The organism is Idiomarina piscisalsi (assembly GCF_003987095.1).
In the GTDB taxonomy this organism is placed as follows: domain Bacteria; phylum Pseudomonadota; class Gammaproteobacteria; order Enterobacterales; family Alteromonadaceae; genus Idiomarina; species Idiomarina piscisalsi.
The window spans coordinates 679,360-698,949 of the sequence record NZ_PIQA01000001.1 but is presented as its reverse complement, the minus strand read 5'-3'; the positions used below and the strand labels follow the sequence as shown (position 1 = coordinate 698,949).

Below are 19,590 nucleotides of genomic sequence, written 5' to 3'. Positions count from 1 at the left end.
TTATCCGTAATAAGTTGGGGCTGCCGGACCAACCGGTAGCCCAAAGCCGAATACCCAAATAAAGAACAGTACCGACCAGCCTACGAAGAAAATCATTGAGTAAGGCAACATCATTGCGACCAATGTGCCAATACCTAAATCTTTCTTGTAACGAGCTGCAACAGCCAGTATCAAACCAAAGTAACTCATCATCGGTGTTATGACGTTAGTTACCGAATCGCCGATACGGTAAGCCGCTTGAATAACTTCCGGTGAGTAACCAATAAGCATCAGCATAGGTACAAAAATTGGCGCAGTGATAGCCCACTGTGCCGACGCTGAGCCCAGCATTAGGTTTACAAACCCGCAGACCATAATGAAAAACACAAAGATGAGCGGGCCGGTCATGCCAATATTGGTAAGAAACTCTGCGCCGTTAATAGCGAAGATGGTGCCAAAGTTGGTCCATTTAAAGAAGTTAACGAACTGAGCGGCAAAGAAGACCAACACAATGTACATACCCATGGTGCCCATGCTGTGCGACATTGCGTCAATAACGTCACGGTCGTTTTTCATGGTATTTACGACACGGCCGTAAACAAAACCCGGAATGGCAAAGAAGAAGAAGATATAAACAACAACCCCTTTTAAGAACGGAGAGCCTTTCACTAAGCCGGTTTCCGGGTGTCGGAGAATGCCCCATTCGGGTACCACAGTGAGAGCGAGAATACCTGACAGTACTAATACACTTAGCCCGGCTAACTTTAAGCCACGCTTTTCCAGAACACTTAGCGGCTCCATAGAAGACTGATCGGACAAATCAATGGAAGCTTCGTCTTTATTGTACTTGCCAAGTTTGGGCTCCACGATTTTGTCCGTAATGACTGCACCCAAAATAGCGATGAGGAAGGTGCTTATCATCATGAAGTACCAATTGGCTTCAGCGCCAACGGTATAATTTTCGTCGACAATCTTTGCAGCTTCCTGGGTTATCCCTGACAGCAATGGGTCAACGGTACCAATTAACAAATTGGCACTGTAACCTGCGGAAACCCCGGCGAATGCAGCTGCCAAACCAGCCAGTGGGTGGCGGCCTAAGCCGTAGAAGATCATCGCGGCGAGCGGAACCAACACCACGTAGCCGAGTTCCGACGCCGTGTTAGAGATAACACCGGCAAAAACGACCGTTACGGTAATTAACTTAGGTGGCGCTTTCATAACCAAGCCACGCATAGCCGCAGAAATGAGACCTGAGCGCTCAGCCACACCAACACCTAATAAAGCGACAAGCACCGTTCCCAATGGCGTAAAGCCAGTAAAGTTCGTCACCAGGTTGGTCACAATTTTTTGTATACCTTCGGCGTTTAATAAGCTGACTGCCTGGATAACAGTCTTGCCGTCGCGAGGGTCGATAGCGCTGATACCAAAATAAGCAGCAATGCCACTAGCGACAATAACCAGCAGACAAAAAATTGCGAATAACGTTATAGGGTGAGGAAGTAAATTACCCAACCACTCGACCATGTCGAGGAAGCGAGTAAACCAGCCGCGCTTGCTGGTCTCTGAGTAGCCATTATTGGAAGACTGCATACCTTTCGCCTTTATTATTTTAAAGTCAGAATGTTTAAAACAGCGCAGAATTCTAGCATAAAAAAAAGGCGACCCTGCAAAACAGAGTCGCCTTATTTGCGTGAAGACGCTTAGCGTTTAAGCTGCATCACTTTCTTTTAGGTTTTTCAGCGCGTAATCAAACGCCGCTTTACCTGCCAGTAAGTCTTCCGGTGCGAAGTCGTCAACATTGATAGTGCGTAAACGACCTTCTTCCGTTTTTTCCAGAAGGGCGACTTCGTCATCACTTAGTACGCCCAGCTCTTTACCTTTGGCACCAATTTGGTCCAACTGAGTAAAGCTGAAGCGTTTACCAGCTGCCTTGCAAACTTTGTCGTACAGAGGCTCAGCCGCAATAACGTTCTTCAGAGTTTCTTCTAAGAAACCAAAGTGACCTTCCGGGCTTAAGAACTGACCCTGACCTAAGCGAGTACGAACATCATTCGGAGACATCAGCATACGCGCAATCTTGTGGTCGTTCTTGTCGCTTGGGCGCTTTGCAATACGGCCTAACGGGAACATAATGGCGCGCATGACAGAGCCAATACCACCAAAGTTTTCCAGCATAGACAACTGTGCTTCCTGAAGCTTATTCAGAGTGTCCTGCATAGCCCAGTGCAATAGCGGTAAGTCTTCTTTACGCTGACCTTCGTCGTGGAAGCGTTTCAGAGTCGCAGAGCCAATGTATAAGTAGCTAAGCATGTCGCCAAGGCGCGCGGAAACGCGCTCTTTGCGTTTCAGGCTGCCGCCAAGCACACCCATAGCAACGTCAGATAATAATGCCATGTTGGCGCTGAAACGGTTCATTTGTTGGTAGTACTTACGTGCAGGACCACTGACTGGTACTGAACTTAAGTGGTGACCACCAAAACCATAGAATACCGAGCGCATGAAGTTGCTTGCCGCAAAACCGATATGACCGAATAGGGCGTTATCGAACTTCTTCAGTGCTTCAGGACCTTGTTCTGCTGACGCTTCCATTTCCTTAAGAACGTAAGGATGGCAGCGAATGGCGCCTTGACCGTAGATCATCATGTTACGAGTCAGAATGTTCGCACCCTCAACGGTAATAGCCACTGGTACACCCTGATAACCACGACCTAAATAGTTATTTGGACCTAAGCAAATACCTTTACCACCATGAACATCCATTGCGTCGTCCATGCAGGCACGCAATTTTTCGGTCATGTGGTATTTCGCAATAGCACCGATAACAGACGGTTTTTCACCCAGGTCGATGCCTTTGGTTGAAAGCGTTGTGACTGCGTCCATTAAGTACGCATTACCAGCCAGACGAGCCATTGGCTCTTCAACACCTTCCATTTTACCAATCGGTAGCTTGAATTGACGACGAATGCGTGAGTACGCACCGGTCGCCAGAGCAATAGATTTAATACCACCGGCACTGTTTGATGGCAGAGTAATAGAGCGGCCTACGGATAAACACTCAACCAGCATACGCCAGCCTTTACCGGCATTTTTCTGACCACCGATAATGTAATCAAGTGGTACAAATACGTCTTTACCGCGAATAGGACCGTTCTGGAACGGAACGTTCAGCGGGAAGTGGCGACGGCCAATTTCAACCCCTTTCGTGTCACGCGGAATAAGCGCACAGGTAATACCCAGCTCTTTCTCTTCGCCGATAAGACCGTCTGGGTCGTACATTTTGAATGCCAGACCTAATACCGTCGCAACCGGTGCCAGCGTGATGTAACGTTTGTTGAAGTTCAGCTTAATACCAACGATTTCTTCGCCGTTCCACTCACCTTTACAGACAACACCTGAGTCAGGAATCGCTCCGGCGTCAGAACCTGCTTCCGGGCTGGTTAGTGCGAAACATGGAATTTCGTCACCACTTGCCAGGCGAGGCAGGTAATGGTCCTGCTGTTCTTTTGTTCCATAGTGCTGCAACAATTCGCCAGGACCTAATGAGTTAGGTACACCGACTGTTGATGCTAATACCGTACTAACGCCCGCAAGCTTTTGCAGAACGCGAGACTGAGCGTAAGCGGAAAATTCAAGACCACCGTATTCTTTTTTGATGATCATCGCGAAGAACTTATTGTCCTTTAGATACTGCCATACGTGCTCAGGCATATCGGTTAGCTCATGCGTGACTTCCCAGTCATCCAGCATTTTGCAGACTTCTTCACACGGGCCGTCTAAGAACTCTTGCTCTTCTGCTGTTAGCTCAGCTTTTGGCACGTCCAGCAGCTTTTTCCAGTCCGGGTCACCACTGAATAAGTCGCCGTCCCACCAAACCGTACCGGCTTCTAACGCATCGCGTTCGGTGTCAGACATTTCTGGCATGACTTTGCGGTACGCTTTAAGAATTGGTTTAGTTAGCAAGTTCAGGCGAACGGGTGCTAAATTAAGAGGTACTAAGATAACGGCAAGAATTGTCCAAAGCACAGGGCCGACAATTTCCAGTACGTTACCAATAGCAAACATAGCGACCATGCCCACGCTGAATAACAGTAGGCTGGCGCGCTTGTAAATGAGAGCTGCCGCAACAATAACGGTAGCGATAATCCAAAGTGCAATACTCATAGTGTAATACTCCGATTTGGAGGTCTGACCAGTTATACTGTGCAAGTTAGATCAACCAGACATTATTTTCAAGGAAAATTTGAACGCCCGTTTGAATTTTGTGTCAATGTAAGTATCCAGTTGTCACGGCGAATGGAGTGGTGATGTTAAAACGGACAATGTATTTTTTAATGGCTTCTACTGTACTGAGTTTCTCTCAGCTTGCGCCAGTTCACGCAGACGATACTGCAAAAGCAACTCAGGGCATTAACGATACCATGAAACCTTATGAAGCAAACTACGTTATTACGCGTGGCGACAGCGAATATGGTGAAGGTTACCGTTACTTAGAAGTATCGCCTGATGACGAATGGCAGCTGCGCACAAAATCTGACATTTCCTGGTTTATTCTATCCGATACTCGGGAAGCGCGCTCAGTATTTATTGTTGATGATGAAAATAACCGATTGGAGCCCCGCGAGTTTATCTACATGCGTACGGGAACCGGATCAGACAAGTCTTTTCATGGTGAATTCCGAGCAGATGATAAGAAGGTCCGCAATGTCGATACCGGTCGTATGCTGGATATAAATTGGGAAAATGCGTTGTTTGATGAAGCGAATGTCATTGAGCAGTTACGCATTGATGTAGCGGGTGGAGCGGAGCAGTTTAAATACCGGGTGGTTAATGAGAAAGGTGAAGAAGACGAGTATCGTTTCAGAGTGATGGCCGAGAGTCAGGTTCTGTCCTTGCCATATGGAGAAGTTGAAGCGATAAAAGTAGGTCGCGTTCGCGACAATAACCGCCGCCAGACGTTCTTTTGGTTTGCCCCCGAATTAAACTACGTGATGGTTAAAATGCAGCAATTCAAAGAAGGTGACGAACAAGCCACCATGTCTTTGAGAAGTTTAGATATGTGATCAATTTACTCCGAGGCGTAGCCCTGAGCGCCCAAGACTTCACCGTCTAAAGTAACGCGGCCGCCTTCGAGTTTTACGCGCTCCTGGCAGAACCAGTTGACCACGAGTGGATAAATACGGTGCTCTTGTTCGTGCACTCGGGCTTGAACTTCGTCGACTGTGTCGCCTTCAAAAATAGGTACTTTGGCTTGCAATACGACCGGACCGCCATCGAGTTCTTCGGTGACGAAATGGACGCTTACGCCATGCTCGGTGTCGCCAGCATCTAATGCCCGTTGATGGGTATTTACACCTTTGTATTTTGGCAAAAGAGAAGGGTGGATGTTGAACATGCGACCTTCGTAATGACGAGTGAAGCCACCGGTCAGTATGCGCATAAAGCCAGCTAAGACGACTAAATCGGGCTGGTAACTATCAATTAACGCTTTAAGTTCAGCATCGTAAGCCTCGCGTGAATCAAATTCTCTGTGGCTCAGCACTTCCGTGCTAATACCCTTGGCTGCGGCTTTTTCCAGACCTTTCGCGGAAGCTTTATTAGAAATGACCGCAACCACTTCACCGGCAACTTTACCCTCTTCACAGGCTTGTTGAATTGCCTGCATATTACTGCCGGTGCCTGATATCAGTACAACAATGCGTTTCATTAGTGCGTCTCGTCGGCCAGAATATCGACTTGCTCTTCACCTTCCGACGCATTGGCTATGCGGCCGATTTTCCACGCATCTTCGCCAGCGTCGGTCAGTATCTGAATGGCTTTATCGGCTTGGTCATTAGGCACGGCAATAACCATACCCACACCGCAGTTAAAAGTGCGGTACATTTCTTTCATACTGACGTTGCCGTTGTCTTTCAACCAGTCAAAAATAACTGGCCAGTCCCAGCTGTTACCGTCAATAACGGCTTTACTGCCCTTTGGAAGGACTCGTGGAATGTTTTCCCAGAAGCCGCCACCGGTAATGTGTGACAAGGCATGCACAGGAACGTGCTTAACCAGTTCAAGCACTGACTTCACATAAATGCGAGTAGGCTCTAGTAAATGATCAGCCAGAGTTTTGCCTTGTAGGTGAGACTCTAAGTCGGCACCGCTGACTTCAATAATTTTACGAATCAGTGAGTAGCCGTTCGAGTGAGGGCCGCTTGACGCCAGAGCGATTAAGGCATCGCCGTCAGCAACTTTGGTACCATCGATAATTTCTGACTTTTCGACAACACCGGTACAAAAGCCCGCTAAGTCGTAGTCGCCGTGTTCGTACATGCCCGGCATTTCTGCTGTTTCACCGCCGATAAGTGCGCAGCCTGACTGTTCACAGCCGTCACCAATGCCTGCGACGACGTCAGCAGCAACGTCAACATCCAGTTTTCCTGTTGCGTAATAGTCCAGGAAAAACAGCGGCTCTGCGCCTTGCACAATAAGGTCGTTAACACACATCGCGACTAAGTCGATGCCGACACCGCGATGGCGTTTAAGGTCAATAGCTAAACGTAATTTTGTACCAACACCGTCCGTACCTGAGACTAAAACGGGTTGTTTGTATCCTGCCGGAATTTCACAAAGTGCGCCAAACCCACCAATGTTACCCATTACTTCTGGTCGATGCGTGCGTTTAGTCACGCCCTTGATACGGTCAACCAATGCATTACCAGCGTCAATATCGACGCCCGCGTCTTTGTAACTTAAAGAAGGTTTGTTATCGCTCACAGAATTATCCCGACAGGCAAAAAATTTGCGCGCAAGTTTAACACGATTCGTGGTACAAAAGGTAGTCTGCAGCCTGAGGTAATTGCCTCAGGAACTTTGTTATGAGGTGTGCTCTAAGTATGGCTTCTCAAAGCTATAAAATAACCTGTGCTCAATTGCTTCACCTGGACGCCGTGGCAATACTGGAAGCCCGGACTTACCCCGACGATGCCATCAGCAAGCGTAGCTTCCGCCGTTTTATTGAGTCTGAAACGGCCGACTTCTATGTGTTGGAAGTGGATAATAACGTTGAAGGTTACATTGTGGTGTTGTATCGAACTAACACTAACCTGGCGCGCCTGTATGCATTGGTCGTCAGCGACTCTTATCGGCAAAAAGGTTACGGACGACTATTACTGCAAAAAGCCGAAGCGTTAGCCGATGAACGGCATTCTTTGTTTTTGCGTACCGAAGTAGCCGTCTCCAACAAGGTCGCTCAAGAGCTGCTCATCAGTGACGGGTTTCATTCTATCGAGCTTCGTGAAGCGTACTTCCCGGTGAGCGCTGGACAGTCGAGTGACGCGCTCGTTCTGCAAAAGCTTTTACCACGTTATGAACTCGGCGAAGACGCTGGCGTGGGCGCTACCGAAACCTACGTTCCTATGTTAACTCAGTCGACAGAGTTTACCTGTGGGCCGGCGAGCTTATTGATGGCACTCGATTACTTTGGGTACCCAAGCCGGGATCCTCAGTCTGAAGAGCTGGAAATTTGGCGTGAAGCTACCACCATATACATGACCTCCGGTCACGGCGGTTGCGGCCCTTATGGACTTGCGCGGGCGGCGCTCAAACGCGAGCTTAACGTGCGTGTTGAAGTAAATACCGATCAGCCCTTGTTTGTCGACTCGGTTCGCCAAGAGCAGAAAAAGGCGGTGGTAGAACGAATACAACAGGTCGATATAGGGTATTTACGAGAAAAGAATGTACCGGTTTGCGTGGGAGATTACTCAATAGAGTCACTGCTTAAAGATTTAGCCGGCGGGTGTTTAGTGATGGCATTAATTTCCACCTATTTATTTGACGGAATTAGGGCCCCGCATTGGGTGCTTATATGTGCTGCTGATGAAGACTTTATTTATATTAATGACCCTGACTACGACACGCTGCCGTGGGAGTCGCCAACAGAGCGGCAGTATTTACCTGTGCCCGTCAAAACGTTTAGCAAAGCCTTTGGTTATGGCGGTAAGAAGCAAAAAGCGGCGGTAATTCTGTCGGTTAAAACGGAGTAATGTGATCAAATCACCTTGAAATCTCCGTAAATATGCACAAAGTCATAGATTAGTTCCTAACAAAAAAGGATTCCGTATGAGCTCTGCATTTGATGATTTCGAGTTAAAAGACCACAAATTTGATAACCGCTTTGTGGTAGCGCCAATGACCCGCACCAGTGCCGATAAAAAAGGTAAGCCGACCGAGCTTATGGGTGAATACTATGAGCGGTTCGCCAAAGGCGGCTGGAGCATGATTATTAGTGAGGGGGTCTACACTGACCGCCAGGCCAGTCAGGGGTACATTAACCAACCCGGTATTACCGACGCGCCGCAAACCGATGCCTGGAAAGAAATTGTTGAAAGAGTGCATGAGCATGACTGTAAATTTATCTTGCAGCTGATGCATGCGGGGGCTCAGTTCCAGCATAACGAATATACTGATACGCCGATTGCACCAAGTGCCGTTCAACCTAAGGGCGAACCTTTGAGTTTGTATGGTGAAACGGACGGCTGGCCGGAAGTTAAGGCGATGGATGAAGGTGATTTCGATGCGGTGATGCAGGGCTTTGTTGGAGCCGTTAACCGAGCTGAAGAAGCTGGGTTTGACGGTGTGGAGTTACATGCTGCTAATGGTTACTTATTGAATGAGTTTTTAAGTGATTATTTCAACCAGCGCGAAGACCAGTGGGGTGGCAACATTGGTAAGCGCATTAAGTTTGTTGCAATGGTTGCAAAAGCCGCGAAAGCGGCCGCAAAAGACGGCTTTATTGTGGGTATTCGTCTTGGCCAAATTACGGTGACTGACCCGGATTATCAATGGCCAGAAGGCGAAGACGCTATGATAAAACTGGTGAAAGCCTTGAAAGAAGCGGGAGTCGACTATATTCATACAACAGACACCGACGTAAACCGTAAGCCGTTTAAAGGCGGTAGTGCGAAAACGCTGGCGGAAATAGTGCAGGAGTTCAGCGATATTCCATTGATAGTGAACGGTGGAGTTGACAAGAGCAACTATGAGCACGTGGCTGCGCATTATCCCAATGCCATGCTGGCAATGGGGAAAGCCGCTCTGGCGAACCCTGACTTACCGAAGCGTTTGAAGTCCGGTGACAAAATTGAAGACTTAGACTTTGCCATGTTGCAACCAACAGCAACGCTTGAAAACGAGTGGAAATGGCGAGACGAGCACGATAAACATCTAAACGACGAATAAACTCACGTTTAAGCAGAGGATTTTATGAAAAAAGTAGCGGTACTATTGTCAGGTTGCGGTGTGTTTGACGGCGCTGAAGTGAATGAAGCGGTATTAACCCTGTTGCACCTTACCAAACAAGGTGCTGCTTATCAGTGCTTCGCCCCGGACGTTGAACAAATGCACACCATTAATCACTTAAAAGGTGAAGAAAGCAGCGACAAACGCAATGTGCTGGAAGAGTCAGCGCGCATTGCCCGTGGTGAAGTGAAGCCGCTGAGTGAGCTCGACGCGTCAGAATTTGATGCATTGATTTTGCCGGGCGGTTTCGGTGTTGCTAAGAACTTCTGTGATTTTGCGGTTAACGGTTCCGAAATGACGGTTAATGAGCAAGTCATGAAAGTTGGCAAGGCGTTCGTAGATGCTGAGAAGCCTGCCGGTTATATGTGCATTGCGCCTGTTTTACTGCCACACATTTATGGTAAAGGTGTAAAAGCGACCATAGGCCATGATGACGAAGTGGCGAATGCTATTAACACTATGGGGGGCGAACACGTTAAATGCGATGTGCGTGACATTGTCGTTGATGACAAGCATAAATTAGTGACCACACCGGCGTATATGTTGGCGGATAACCTGGCGGATGCAGAAGAGGGCATTCGTAAATTGGTCGAAAAAGTGCTTTATATGGCCGCATAAGGCGTGAAAGCCTAATAATTCACCGTTTAAGTGCGGAACTTATAGCGCTTAAACGGTGTCTGAGTTATAGTATCGACATTACGTCATTAAGAACTGACAGAAAACTTTGGGGCTGATCAGGATTCGACGGGATACACGAAACCCAAGGTGCATGCCGAGGTGAGGCTGGCCTCGTAAAAAGCCTCAACGTTATAGTTGCAAACGACGACAACTACGCTCTAGCGGCTTAATAACCCGCTAAGCCCGTCCCCCAGCGCTTTGTCTACGAGACTGAATCAGGATGGCTCGACCTAAGGTAGACTCGCGTGGATGCTTTGTCCGGAGCTGAAGCGTTAAACTTAATCGGACTCACCTATGAACGAAGCCTGTTAGTCGGCGTCGCATAGGTTAAACAAAAGACTGACTAAGCATGTAGGACCGAGGATGTAGGTATTGCGGACGCGGGTTCAACTCCCGCCAGCTCCACCAATTCCATATAAAAAGCCGCTCTCTCGAGCTGTTTTTTGTGTTTTCCTTTCGCGCAGCCTGACGTTCACGTCAGGGCTGAGCCGCAATTAGTGCGACGCAATCTCGTAGTATACCTGCGGGTTGTCTTCGATGGTATCCAGTACTTTTGCTGAAATACCTGTTGGGTTTCTTCGTTTGCTTTCCCAGCTTTTTACTGTATCCAGGCTTGTCCCTAAAGCCTCCGCAAACTCAGCTTGTGAAACATTAAGTTTTGCGCGGATCGCTTTAACATCCGCAACTTCAAATCGGCATGTTTTGCTAGGTTCTTTGCGGCCTTTTTCAATTTCCACGGTCTCGGTTAATGACGCTTTTAAGTTTTTAAATATGCTCATTTTAATTCCCCTTTCAACTGCTTCGCCACTCCTTAGCTTTTCACTCTAAGTGTACAATGTACACTTTCTAATGGTCTTGTAAAGTGTATTCAGAATAATCACGGAACGTCGAACCAACCCGTTTTGTGTGTTGATATAAACTCAGTAAATGAGGTAGTTTAGTTAAAGCAGTTGCTAGTTCCCAAGGAGAGTTAATTGTGACTTTAATGACAATCCTCTTATTCATTCCAGCAAGCTTTGCTTTGAATATGGCACCTGGCCCAAACAACATTCTTTCAATGGCGAATGCAAAGCGTTACGGTGTCAAAGTTGCTTGCTGTGCTGGTATTGGTCGGCTGATCGCATTCGTTGGAATGATTACTCTTGCTGCTACAGGGTTGGCAACAGTCTTGTATACGTCTGAAAAATTATTTTTGGTAATAAAGATCGTCGGTGGACTCTATCTGCTTTGGTTGGCCTTCCAGTTATGGACTGCGGATCCAACTGATGGTGGAAATGAAGCCTCAGGTGGAAAAAGTTTATTTCAACTTACAAGGCAAGAGTTCTTTCTGGCGGCTGGAAACCCCAAGGCTATTCTTGTTTTGCCAGCCTACAACGCATTTTTAGCCTATGGTACCGTTCAGAAGCGCAGAATCACGTAACCCGTGAGTCACGTCATGTTTGTTATGAAGATAGGACGAAGACGTCCTATCCCATATATTCGCGAACTTAGTCCGATTTCGGTTTAAGAAGCATATAGATCCACTCAGACAGTTCGGTGTTTATGTTATCCATAGCTTCACCCAGGGCGGCGGTGGTGTCCTGCATTGAAGAGCCGGCCACTGGAACTTGTTCTGCTAATAATGTACTTCCTAATAATTGTCGATCAAGTTGGCTAACCAGAGTGACATGCAAGATTACGTGAGCTTTCTCGCCTGCTTCGGAATTTTCTATTTGAAAAGCTCGCAGGTTGCTGTGAATAAGGTAATCAGCAGACAAGTCACTTTCTGCATTTACTACCTGCGAAAACAAGTCAGTACTTTGCAGGGTTTGCATCATACTTTGCTGTACCAGGGTTGGTGCTCGATCGGCCCAGCGGGCTCCTGCGTAGTATCGTTGGATCTGAACATTACTGAATTCACTAATACGCGAGGTATTGAGCGAACGCAGCGTGTCTGGTTCCGCTACACTTAGCGCCGTGTTTAGTCTTGGTTCTGATATCGTTTTTAGAGAACCATCAATTGGTAAATGATAGATTTGAATTTGCTCGGCTTCGGGTAGCACCGAACATGCTCCTAATGAAGTAATTATAAGGCTCAGCATGACGTGCCTCAGGTACAATTTCATTTCTCAACCTCCTCGACTTGTCCACGCCTCAGTAGAAATGACCCAGGCTCTTCTTCTAGTCGCTCCGCAATGCGATTAATAACACGTAAGGTTCGTTGCAATTCCTGCGCCGCCGGTCCAACTTCCTTCAATCCACGGACGCTTTCTTCCAACGATTCTTCATTCTCATTCATAATACGAGTCAGCTCTTTGCTCCCTTTTTGCATTGCCTGAAGCGTTTTTTGCATCTCAATAAAGGTTTCGTCACCGTGCCTATCGAGCAACTGTTGGCCTTGGTCTGCAAAGCGTGTGAATGCGGCCATACTCCTGCGCGACTCATCAATGGTCTGGTGCAAGCCTTCCGCGATGCCCTGTAAATCATCTTCTCGAGCGGCCAGTGCCGAGGTGATAGATTCTACGTTACTTAATGTTGCCGCCACGCGCTGGGTATTTTCTTCAGAGAACATACTATTGATGTTCTGGACAAACAGGTTTACATCCTGAAGCAAGCTTTCGCTGTTCGCGAATAATTGGTTAAGTGCTGAGCGGTCAGCCACAATCAACGCGGGATTTTTTTCGTTACCTTTTAAGGGAGAACTGTCTGGCGAACCGCCATATAAGCGAATAAGTGCATTACCGGTAATATTGGCCAGCCCCAGCCGTGCGCCGGTGTCATCTTTAACCGGTGTATCTGTAGTCACCCGAATGCGTACACGTACCACCCTTGGGTCGTTAGGATCCAAGCGCAGATTAACCACATCGCCGACTTTAATGCCGCTGTATTCCACCGCACTACCGGGATTCAAGCCGCTAACCTCATCGTTGAAAACAACTTCGTAATAGGCATAATCACTGTCGATACTGGCTTTACCCAGCCATAGGACGACACTGATAAAAGCTGCGCTTATAATCAGCACAAAACTGCCGATTAACACATGATGTGCTTTAGTTTCCATGTTCTGGCCTCATTTGTTGATTACTTACAGCTCTGCCTCTCGGGCCGTGAAAATAAGCTTGTACCCAGCGATCCTGATACGCGGCGACTTTATCAAGAGTATCCACTACCAGTACTTTTTTCTGCGACAATACCGCCACCCGATCACTAACCTGATAAATACTATCCAAATCGTGAGTGACCAAAAACACAGTCAATCCAAGTGCTTGTTGCAGTGTCTGTAACAGCGAATCAAATTCACCGGCTCCAATAGGGTCAAGCCCTGCTGTAGGCTCGTCTAAAAACAAAATATCCGGATCCAGAGCGAGTGCGCGGGCTAAGGCAACTCGTTTTATCATACCACCGGATAATGATTGCGGCATCGTCTCCGCCGTTTGTGCATCCAGCCCGACCAGAGCCAGTTTAAGCGAGGCGATATCACCGGCGTCATTGGCGTTCATTCCTAGGTGTTCACGCAAGGGCAGTGCGATATTTTCACGCACATTTAATGACGAGAAAAGCGCGCCTTTTTGGAAGAGTACCCCGGTATTTCTATCGACTCGTTGGCGCTCAGCGGCAGAGAGTTGTAGTACATCCTCGCCATAGATTTGAATGCTGCCAGCAGTCGGTTGGGTTAGCCCCAAAATGCTGCGCATTAACACTGATTTGCCCGAGCCAGAGCCGCCGACCACTGTTAGTACCTCGCCTCGATAGACATCGAGATCAAGCCCCTCGTGTACCACATGTTGGCCAAACTGATTACGCAGGTTGCGCACGGCTATAGCTATGTCACTCACCAGTTAATCTCCATAAAGAAAAGAGCAAACAGAGCGTCGAGCAAAATTACCATAAAGATTGATTGAACCACACTGGAGGTCGTGTGTTCCCCAACTGACTGCGCGCTGCCGCTGACTTTAAAGCCTTCGTTACAGCCAATAATCGCAATTACAAAGGCAAACACCGGGGCTTTGATCATTCCTACCCAGAAGTGATTTATTCCGGTATCGCGCTCAAATATATGGAGGAAAAGCGCTGGCGAAATATCCAATGTCAGAGCGGAAATTACCATACCTCCGCCAATACCCGACGCCATCGCAACAAGAGTCAAAGCCGGCAAACTGACAAGCATAGCAAGCACTCGCGGTAACACGAGGAGTTCAAGTGGATTCAGTCCCTGGGCACGTAACGCATCAATTTCTTCATTAGCTTTCATTGAACCAAGCTGAGCGGTAAAAGCACTGGCTGTTCTCCCGGCAAGCATAATTGCGGTAAGTAAAACAGCAAATTCGCGTAAAAAGGAAAAGCCGACCAAGTTTATGGTGTATATACTGGCACCGAAATCGCTGAGCACGGTTGCACCTAAAAAAGCAACTACCGCGCCGACCAAAAAGGTTAATAGCGCCACGATAGGCAACGCGTTTAAACCGGTTTCCTCTAGCTGCGCTACAAAAGCGGTTACTCGCCAACGTGACGGACGTCCAATCACTTGAGCGGCGCTTTGCAGGGTAGCGCCCATAAATCCAAGTAAGTCGCGCTGGTTGCGATAGAGATTTGAGCTGAAGATGCCGATCCGTTCGAGCATTTTGACAAAGCCGTTACTTTTGGGGGGCAACGGCGGCTCCTGATTACTGCAGGCATTAATAACTGTATCAATCAGATTGTGTTGTTGCTCAGTTAAAGGCAATTGGCGTAACTTGTGCTCACCTAAGGCGCGGTATAATAACTGTACTCCCGCAGTATCGAGTTTTTTCATCGACTCAATATTGCAAGTTACTGACTGCGGTACGTCACCCAGGTTAGCCAGCTGTTTTTTTAGGTCAATGTAATGGGCGACTGTCCAGTCTCCACCCAAGGTTAAACAATCGCGACCTTCAGCCTGATTAAAATGAATATAGCCGTTTTCCTGCATGCTTAAAGTTTAACCCTTGTATTAAAATTAAGCTGAGCCAACTCAGGCTCGTTTTAATATCGCAAACCGCTTTAAGTACTCGGCGTGACGATCATGTTACGTAAAAAAGAGAGGAACACCTGATCTCGGGGCAACGCTTCCTTAATCGATCCTTGTAATGCTAGTCCTGACCAGAGTGCGTATAGACCTCTCGCGAGATCAAAAACTGGCATAACTGGGGTCAGATTGTGACGATTAATCAGGTTTTCCAACAGAATAGAAAATTCTCGGAGACTCGCCATTTTAACTTTTTCACTACGCTCAGCGAAACTCGGGTCGCGTCGGGAATGAAGTTGTAGTTCAACGGAGAGAAGCGACCATTGTAGATCACGCGCCAGCTCCGACAAGCGGTAGGCTAATCGGTCCAATGCTCCATCAATACCCTCGCTATCTGATTTAGATACTAGCTCTTGCATGAGTGAGACTTCCTGTTGGATATGTCTCTCGATGACTGAGAGCAAGAGTTCGTCTTTGCTCGTAAAGTTCGAGTAAAACGCTCCCTGAGAAAAACCCGCACGTGCACAGAGGTTTCGCAGAGAGGCGGCAATTATTCCTCCTTCTGCGAACATGCGATTGGCGGCGTCAATTAGGCGAACACGGGTTTGCTCTTGTTGTTCACGCCTCGTTAGGCGCCGAGCCGTATACGTCATTTTTAAATCCTCTCAAGCGACGCGCCTTTTTGACGCGTCGTTATCGTTTTGTTTACTTATCTTTATTAGAAAAGCTGCCGCGAAGCTTGGTAATCCAAGCTCCAACCCCTTTGACTGCCTCGCTTTCTTTACTCAAAATCTCTCCGACTTCCTGTGCCAGCATTTCATGTTTAGAGCTCTCAGAATCTGGTAAGGGGGGTAGGATATGAGCAAAATAAGTCTTATCGAGGAACCAGTGTAACAGACGTTCGCCCATAAAGGGTTTACCATTATTCATCGCCCTTGCACCTTTAATCATGTTTCGGATGTCATATTGTGTCGGGCTAATATCCGGTACCTGTTTAGGAATGTTGAGTAGCTTATAGACTCCAACACGTGCCGTGCGAATGGAAGTTTCCATAGTAAAAATAATGTCGTTTCGAGTCTCAACGAATTGCCCGACTAGACCCAGATTGGTACACCCTTCAGGTACTGGCTGAGGTCGGTCTCCGGCCGCACGTTTCATAAATTGAGCGGTAATGTAGGGCATGAGGGCGGTGCGGACTTTTGTTCTGGCCGCAACTGCTTCCAGTTCGTCTTCTATGCCGAGATGATGACAGAGTTCCGCGAGAATCTCTTTACCTGTGCATTGCGGCATAGGTTTTTTCACAAAATTTCCGTCCTTGTCCATCAGCAGGCCATATACCCAAACTACCAACGTATCTTCAGGTTGGCCCGGGAAATGTGGCTGACGGTTGATGGTGACACTCAGAAACCAATTAGAATCGGTGAAGGTGATGATTCCACCCGTCACTGTTCGCCCTGAATAAGGATCGTTGACCGAAAGCTCCGTCAATTTATCCACCAGAGGAGAGGATTTACAGGTTAGCGTTGCGGATTCCCATATCGATTGATCAACGTCACCGTAAAATTTCTCTGGTTTACCAAATACGGGGGATTTTTCGGCAAGATTTTTCCAGAGGCTCCAACCGCTGTTCTCGCCTGGATCATGACGGTCTACCTTCAAATCTGGCACAGTATTCATGTCACCATAGGCGGTGTTTTCTGTCATTGACCCAGTGAGTGCAAAGACCAGGTCGCCATCTGCTACGTCAATGCGTTGCTCTTCGCCTGCTACGGCACAGAGTATCCCCGTAACTGTTTTTTTGCCGCTAGACTCCGTCATCTCGAGGTCATACACGCGGGTATTCAACTGAAATTTTACGCCTTTATCGCGTAGCATATTAGCTAACGGTTTAATGAAAGTATCGAACTGGTTGTATTTCGGGAAGACAAGAACCGACATGTCACCAAATCCGTCAATGGAATCGAGGAAACGATGCATATAGAGCTTAGTTTCTAATAAGCTATGACAGTTCTTAAAGGCAAACATACTGCGGAAAAGCGACCAAAAATTGCTTTCAAGAAAGCCTGTGCTGAAGTATTCCTCAATGGTGATATCATCGAGTTCTTCTTTGCGTTTAAGGAGCAGCCGTATCATTTCACGCTGCTGGGATTTCGAGAGACCAAAGTCGGTGAAATCCATGATCTCTCCGCAGTTATGCATTAACCGGGCTTTCGAGTAATTAGGGTCGTTGTCGTTAACCATTCGGTATTCATCGAGGACTGAATATCCTTCAGGCAATTCGACCGCGGGTACGTCCTGAAACATATCCCACAGAGTGTCGTAGTTCCAGTTCATTTCACGGCCCCCGCGAACGATATAACCGTCTTCCGGATTGCCAGAACCGTCCATGGAGCCACCTTCGACCGCCATTTCTTCCAGAATAGTGATGTTTTCTGGCGGCATATGTGCATCCCGGATTAAGTAAAAGGCAGCGGCCAGACCACCAATACCACCACCAACGATATAGGCTTTTCGTTTTTCCACGCCCGGGGTAGGTAAGGGGCGATGTCTTGCATAGGGGCCGATGAAATCATGCGGGGCAACGTGTTTTGTGGTCGATGATGCCAGTAACCGGAAGTTGCGTCGGGTTCGTGCTCGAATCCCTCGGGTGCAGTTTTTCTAATCTCGAAGCCTGGAATATTTGGGTTGGCCATGAGCTATCTCCTTTTTTATAACGATTTTAGACTGAATGTCTAAACACCTTGAATTTAAGAGTAGCTTATGATTTTTGGATATCAATTGATATTTGAATTTCGACCTGATATTTAAGGTTGGCTTGTCGTAGATCAATATTGTGCAAGTTCAGTGTAATTGATCCGATCCCCCTCTTAAGAACTACAATTGAACACACACTCTAGTTAAAGGATTACCAACATGACTAAGAAGATCAAAGCGCTACGACTCAAAAAACCGTTTGGTCTGGATAATATTCAGGTAACCGAAATGGAAGACCCTGGCCAGCCTGGTCCGGGAGAAATTCGCGTTAAAGTTAAAGCAAGCTCGCTTAACTTTCATGACTACGGCGTAGCGTCTGGTTTTATTCCAACGGAAGATGGGCGCATTCCGATGTCTGATGGCGCAGGTGTTGTTGAAGCCATTGGCGAAGGAGTGGATGAATTCGCGGTAGGGGACAATGTTGTTTCTACCTTTTTCCCTTACTGGCAAAGTGGCCCGGCACCAGTGGGCGACTTTCACAACACGCCGGGTGATGGCATTGATGGCTACGCTCGCGAAGTTGTGGTGCGTCCGACTCAGTTCTTTACCCATCAGCCGAAGGGTTATAGTCATACTGAATCAGCCACTTTGACGACTGCGGGGTTAACGGCTTGGCGCGCTCTGGTTGTTGATGGTGGCATTAAGCCGGGCAATACGGTATTGGTGCTCGGCAGTGGTGGCGTATCCGTATTTGCCTGCCAGTTAGCGAAGAGCCTGGGCGCAACAGTATTTGCTACATCGTCTTCTAATGACAAACTTCAACAATATAAAGAGCTTGGAGCGGATCATCTGATTAACTACAAAGAAGACCCAGAATGGGGCAAAACGGTTCGTAAATTAACCAATGGCCGTGGTGTCGACCATGTGATTGAAGTTGGCGGTCCTGGCACCTTGCCACAATCTATCAATGCGGTGGCGATAGCGGGGCACATTGCGTTAATTGGTGTGCTAACCGGAAGTGAAGGTGAGGTTCCAACCGCTAAACTAATGGCTAAGCAGGCACGGCTACAGGGTCTAATTGTTGGCAGCTGCGACAATCAGAAAGACTTTGTGCGTGCTTTAGAAGCTAACGGTGTGAAGCCGGTAATTGATAAAACTTTTGCTCTGGAAGAATTAGCGGATGCATTCCGTTACGAGGAGTCTGGCAAGCACTTTGGTAAGATATGTGTGGAGTTTTAACTTTCTGAAAAACATTTTAAGAAAATGTGCATTCTCATACTAATATCAGATAGGTAGCCTAAGACGATATTTGATTGATATGGGTAACTCAAAATGATGAATGATTCTAAAGCGCGTTATGGTTCTATAACGCGCTTCTTTCACTGGTCGATGGCAATTCTGGTTGGCTGGCAATTCCTAAAATTTTTTGACCGTATTAACGATGGCGAGCACTGGGTGGGTGAAACGCTGGTTCCCTGGCACATATCCATTGGTTCACTACTATTGGTACTTATTGTTTTACGCTTAGGTTGGGCTGTCAAAGAAAAGGGCAACCGGCCCGAGCATGAATCTATTATTGGTGTTCTGGCAAAAATCGGTCACGGTTTGTTGTATGCGGCGTTGGTATTGATGCCTGTGACCGGAATTTGTTACATGGTGGGTAACGGTTATGGGCTGAGCGCATTTAACCTTGAAGTTATTGCTAAAGGTGAGGAAGTTAGCTGGCTGATAAACATTGGTAATCTGCATTCTTACATAGCCTGGGGCTTATTGTTTCTAGTTGCAGGTCATATCGGTATGGCTTTCATTCATCAGTTTATTATAAAAGATGGAACACTAAAACGAATGATGTAAAAGCCTTTCTGCTTTGATTTTGCCGTAACGGGTTTTCTATAACAGTTAAAACAATAATCTGTTATTATTTAGCTCGTTCGGTTCATCAGAGTGTTTTCATGAAAAAGGTCATCATTACCACTCTTCTTTTTACCACGTTG

At 47.3% G+C, this 19,590-nt stretch carries 18 protein-coding genes, 1 other RNA gene and 1 pseudogene; 8 read left to right on the top strand and 12 right to left on the bottom strand.

Features of this window, described 5'->3' with window-relative positions; genetic code table 11:
• Both CWI73_RS03495 and fadE read right to left on the bottom strand, forming a co-directional pair.
• Window positions 1-1,569, bottom strand: coding sequence for an AbgT family transporter (locus CWI73_RS03495; RefSeq protein WP_126751563.1), 1,569 nt, complete (start codon window positions 1,567-1,569; stop codon window positions 1-3).
• A 117-nt stretch (window positions 1,570-1,686) separates the two neighbouring features.
• On the bottom strand, window positions 1,687-4,140 hold the full coding sequence (gene fadE, locus CWI73_RS03490; protein ID WP_126751562.1) for an acyl-CoA dehydrogenase FadE: 2,454 nt from the start codon (window positions 4,138-4,140) through the stop codon (window positions 1,687-1,689).
• Window positions 4,141-4,283: 143 nt separating this feature from the next.
• Here fadE and CWI73_RS03485 point away from each other — a divergent pair, with 143 nt between their 5' ends.
• Window positions 4,284-5,039: a DUF3108 domain-containing protein gene (locus CWI73_RS03485; RefSeq protein WP_126751561.1), complete on the top strand. Its 756-nt coding sequence runs from the start codon at window positions 4,284-4,286 to the stop codon at window positions 5,037-5,039.
• Between the two features lie 5 nt (window positions 5,040-5,044).
• Here CWI73_RS03485 and purN read toward each other — a convergent pair whose 3' ends face one another.
• Entirely contained in the window at window positions 5,045-5,683 is a 639-nt protein-coding gene (purN, locus tag CWI73_RS03480; RefSeq protein WP_126751560.1) for a phosphoribosylglycinamide formyltransferase, read from the bottom strand.
• Entirely contained in the window at window positions 5,683-6,738 is a 1,056-nt protein-coding gene (gene purM / locus CWI73_RS03475) for a phosphoribosylformylglycinamidine cyclo-ligase (RefSeq protein ID WP_126751559.1), read from the bottom strand. The genes purN and purM overlap by 1 nt, the downstream gene beginning before the upstream one ends.
• Before the next feature lie 119 nt (window positions 6,739-6,857).
• Between purM and CWI73_RS03470 the strand changes: the two genes are divergently transcribed.
• The 4 genes from CWI73_RS03470 to ssrA all read left to right on the top strand — a co-directional run bounded on the left by CWI73_RS03470 (window position 6,858) and on the right by ssrA (window position 10,347).
• Window positions 6,858-8,006 (top strand): GNAT family N-acetyltransferase/peptidase C39 family protein, encoded by a 1,149-nt coding sequence (locus tag CWI73_RS03470; RefSeq protein WP_126751558.1) that lies wholly within the window; start codon window positions 6,858-6,860, stop codon window positions 8,004-8,006.
• Between the two features lie 76 nt (window positions 8,007-8,082).
• A complete protein-coding gene (locus tag CWI73_RS03465; protein WP_126751557.1) occupies window positions 8,083-9,201 on the top strand; it encodes an NADH:flavin oxidoreductase in 1,119 nt (372 codons plus the stop codon).
• A 24-nt stretch (window positions 9,202-9,225) separates the two neighbouring features.
• Window positions 9,226-9,879, top strand: a complete 654-nt coding sequence (gene elbB / locus CWI73_RS03460) for an isoprenoid biosynthesis glyoxalase ElbB (RefSeq protein ID WP_126751556.1) — start codon at window positions 9,226-9,228, stop codon at window positions 9,877-9,879.
• Between the two features lie 108 nt (window positions 9,880-9,987).
• Window positions 9,988-10,347, top strand: a transfer-messenger RNA (tmRNA) gene (ssrA, locus tag CWI73_RS03455).
• A gap of 86 nt (window positions 10,348-10,433) precedes the next feature.
• Here the strand turns inward: ssrA and nadS are convergent.
• On the bottom strand, window positions 10,434-10,718 hold the full coding sequence (nadS, locus tag CWI73_RS03450; RefSeq protein WP_126751555.1) for a NadS family protein: 285 nt from the start codon (window positions 10,716-10,718) through the stop codon (window positions 10,434-10,436).
• A gap of 206 nt (window positions 10,719-10,924) precedes the next feature.
• Here nadS and CWI73_RS03445 point away from each other — a divergent pair, with 206 nt between their 5' ends.
• Window positions 10,925-11,359 carry a LysE family translocator gene (locus CWI73_RS03445; protein WP_241968829.1) on the top strand — a complete coding sequence of 145 codons (435 nt, stop codon included), beginning with the start codon at window positions 10,925-10,927 and terminating at the stop codon, window positions 11,357-11,359.
• A gap of 67 nt (window positions 11,360-11,426) precedes the next feature.
• On the opposite strand, the gene CWI73_RS03440 is transcribed toward CWI73_RS03445, so the two are convergent.
• From CWI73_RS03440 to CWI73_RS03415, 7 genes and pseudogenes are all read right to left on the bottom strand, one after another.
• Window positions 11,427-12,044, bottom strand: coding sequence for an ABC-type transport auxiliary lipoprotein family protein (locus CWI73_RS03440; protein WP_126751553.1), 618 nt, complete (start codon window positions 12,042-12,044; stop codon window positions 11,427-11,429).
• Window positions 12,041-12,979 (bottom strand): MlaD family protein, encoded by a 939-nt coding sequence (locus tag CWI73_RS03435; protein ID WP_126751552.1) that lies wholly within the window; start codon window positions 12,977-12,979, stop codon window positions 12,041-12,043. The genes CWI73_RS03440 and CWI73_RS03435 overlap by 4 nt, the downstream gene beginning before the upstream one ends.
• Window positions 12,969-13,754, bottom strand: coding sequence for an ABC transporter ATP-binding protein (locus CWI73_RS03430; RefSeq protein WP_126751551.1), 786 nt, complete (start codon window positions 13,752-13,754; stop codon window positions 12,969-12,971). The genes CWI73_RS03435 and CWI73_RS03430 overlap by 11 nt, the downstream gene beginning before the upstream one ends.
• On the bottom strand, window positions 13,751-14,866 hold the full coding sequence (locus tag CWI73_RS03425; protein WP_126751550.1) for an ABC transporter permease: 1,116 nt from the start codon (window positions 14,864-14,866) through the stop codon (window positions 13,751-13,753). Before CWI73_RS03425 ends, CWI73_RS03430 begins: the two co-directional genes overlap by 4 nt.
• A gap of 71 nt (window positions 14,867-14,937) precedes the next feature.
• On the bottom strand, window positions 14,938-15,321 hold the full coding sequence (locus CWI73_RS12570) for a hypothetical protein (protein ID WP_241968812.1): 384 nt from the start codon (window positions 15,319-15,321) through the stop codon (window positions 14,938-14,940).
• A 48-nt stretch (window positions 15,322-15,369) separates the two neighbouring features.
• Window positions 15,370-15,555 (bottom strand): annotated as a pseudogene (locus CWI73_RS12650) (TetR family transcriptional regulator); the annotation flags it as partial.
• Between the two features lie 52 nt (window positions 15,556-15,607).
• Window positions 15,608-17,425 carry an oleate hydratase gene (locus CWI73_RS03415; protein ID WP_241968811.1) on the bottom strand — a complete coding sequence of 606 codons (1,818 nt, stop codon included), beginning with the start codon at window positions 17,423-17,425 and terminating at the stop codon, window positions 15,608-15,610.
• A gap of 390 nt (window positions 17,426-17,815) precedes the next feature.
• Here CWI73_RS03415 and CWI73_RS03410 point away from each other — a divergent pair, with 390 nt between their 5' ends.
• Entirely contained in the window at window positions 17,816-18,835 is a 1,020-nt protein-coding gene (locus tag CWI73_RS03410) for a zinc-dependent alcohol dehydrogenase family protein (RefSeq protein WP_126751548.1), read from the top strand.
• A gap of 93 nt (window positions 18,836-18,928) precedes the next feature.
• Window positions 18,929-19,450, top strand: coding sequence for a cytochrome b (locus CWI73_RS03405; protein ID WP_126751547.1), 522 nt, complete (start codon window positions 18,929-18,931; stop codon window positions 19,448-19,450).
• Window positions 19,451-19,590: the final 140 nt, after the last annotated feature.

Coding starts and splice junctions, on each gene's coding strand:
- CWI73_RS03495 (WP_126751563.1), bottom strand. CDS start 1,569: ATGCAGTCTTCCAATAATGGCTACTCAGAGACCAGCAAGCGCGGCTGG.
- fadE (WP_126751562.1), bottom strand. CDS start 4,140: ATGAGTATTGCACTTTGGATTATCGCTACCGTTATTGTTGCGGCAGCT.
- CWI73_RS03485 (WP_126751561.1), top strand. CDS start 4,284: ATGTTAAAACGGACAATGTATTTTTTAATGGCTTCTACTGTACTGAGT.
- purN (WP_126751560.1), bottom strand. CDS start 5,683: ATGAAACGCATTGTTGTACTGATATCAGGCACCGGCAGTAATATGCAG.
- CWI73_RS03470 (WP_126751558.1), top strand. CDS start 6,858: ATGGCTTCTCAAAGCTATAAAATAACCTGTGCTCAATTGCTTCACCTG.
- CWI73_RS03465 (WP_126751557.1), top strand. CDS start 8,083: ATGAGCTCTGCATTTGATGATTTCGAGTTAAAAGACCACAAATTTGAT.
- elbB (WP_126751556.1), top strand. CDS start 9,226: ATGAAAAAAGTAGCGGTACTATTGTCAGGTTGCGGTGTGTTTGACGGC.
- nadS (WP_126751555.1), bottom strand. CDS start 10,718: ATGAGCATATTTAAAAACTTAAAAGCGTCATTAACCGAGACCGTGGAA.
- CWI73_RS03445 (WP_241968829.1), top strand. CDS start 10,925: ATGACAATCCTCTTATTCATTCCAGCAAGCTTTGCTTTGAATATGGCA.
- CWI73_RS03440 (WP_126751553.1), bottom strand. CDS start 12,044: ATGAAATTGTACCTGAGGCACGTCATGCTGAGCCTTATAATTACTTCA.
- CWI73_RS03435 (WP_126751552.1), bottom strand. CDS start 12,979: ATGGAAACTAAAGCACATCATGTGTTAATCGGCAGTTTTGTGCTGATT.
- CWI73_RS03425 (WP_126751550.1), bottom strand. CDS start 14,866: ATGCAGGAAAACGGCTATATTCATTTTAATCAGGCTGAAGGTCGCGAT.
- CWI73_RS12570 (WP_241968812.1), bottom strand. CDS start 15,321: ATGCAAGAGCTAGTATCTAAATCAGATAGCGAGGGTATTGATGGAGCA.
- CWI73_RS03410 (WP_126751548.1), top strand. CDS start 17,816: ATGACTAAGAAGATCAAAGCGCTACGACTCAAAAAACCGTTTGGTCTG.
- CWI73_RS03405 (WP_126751547.1), top strand. CDS start 18,929: ATGATGAATGATTCTAAAGCGCGTTATGGTTCTATAACGCGCTTCTTT.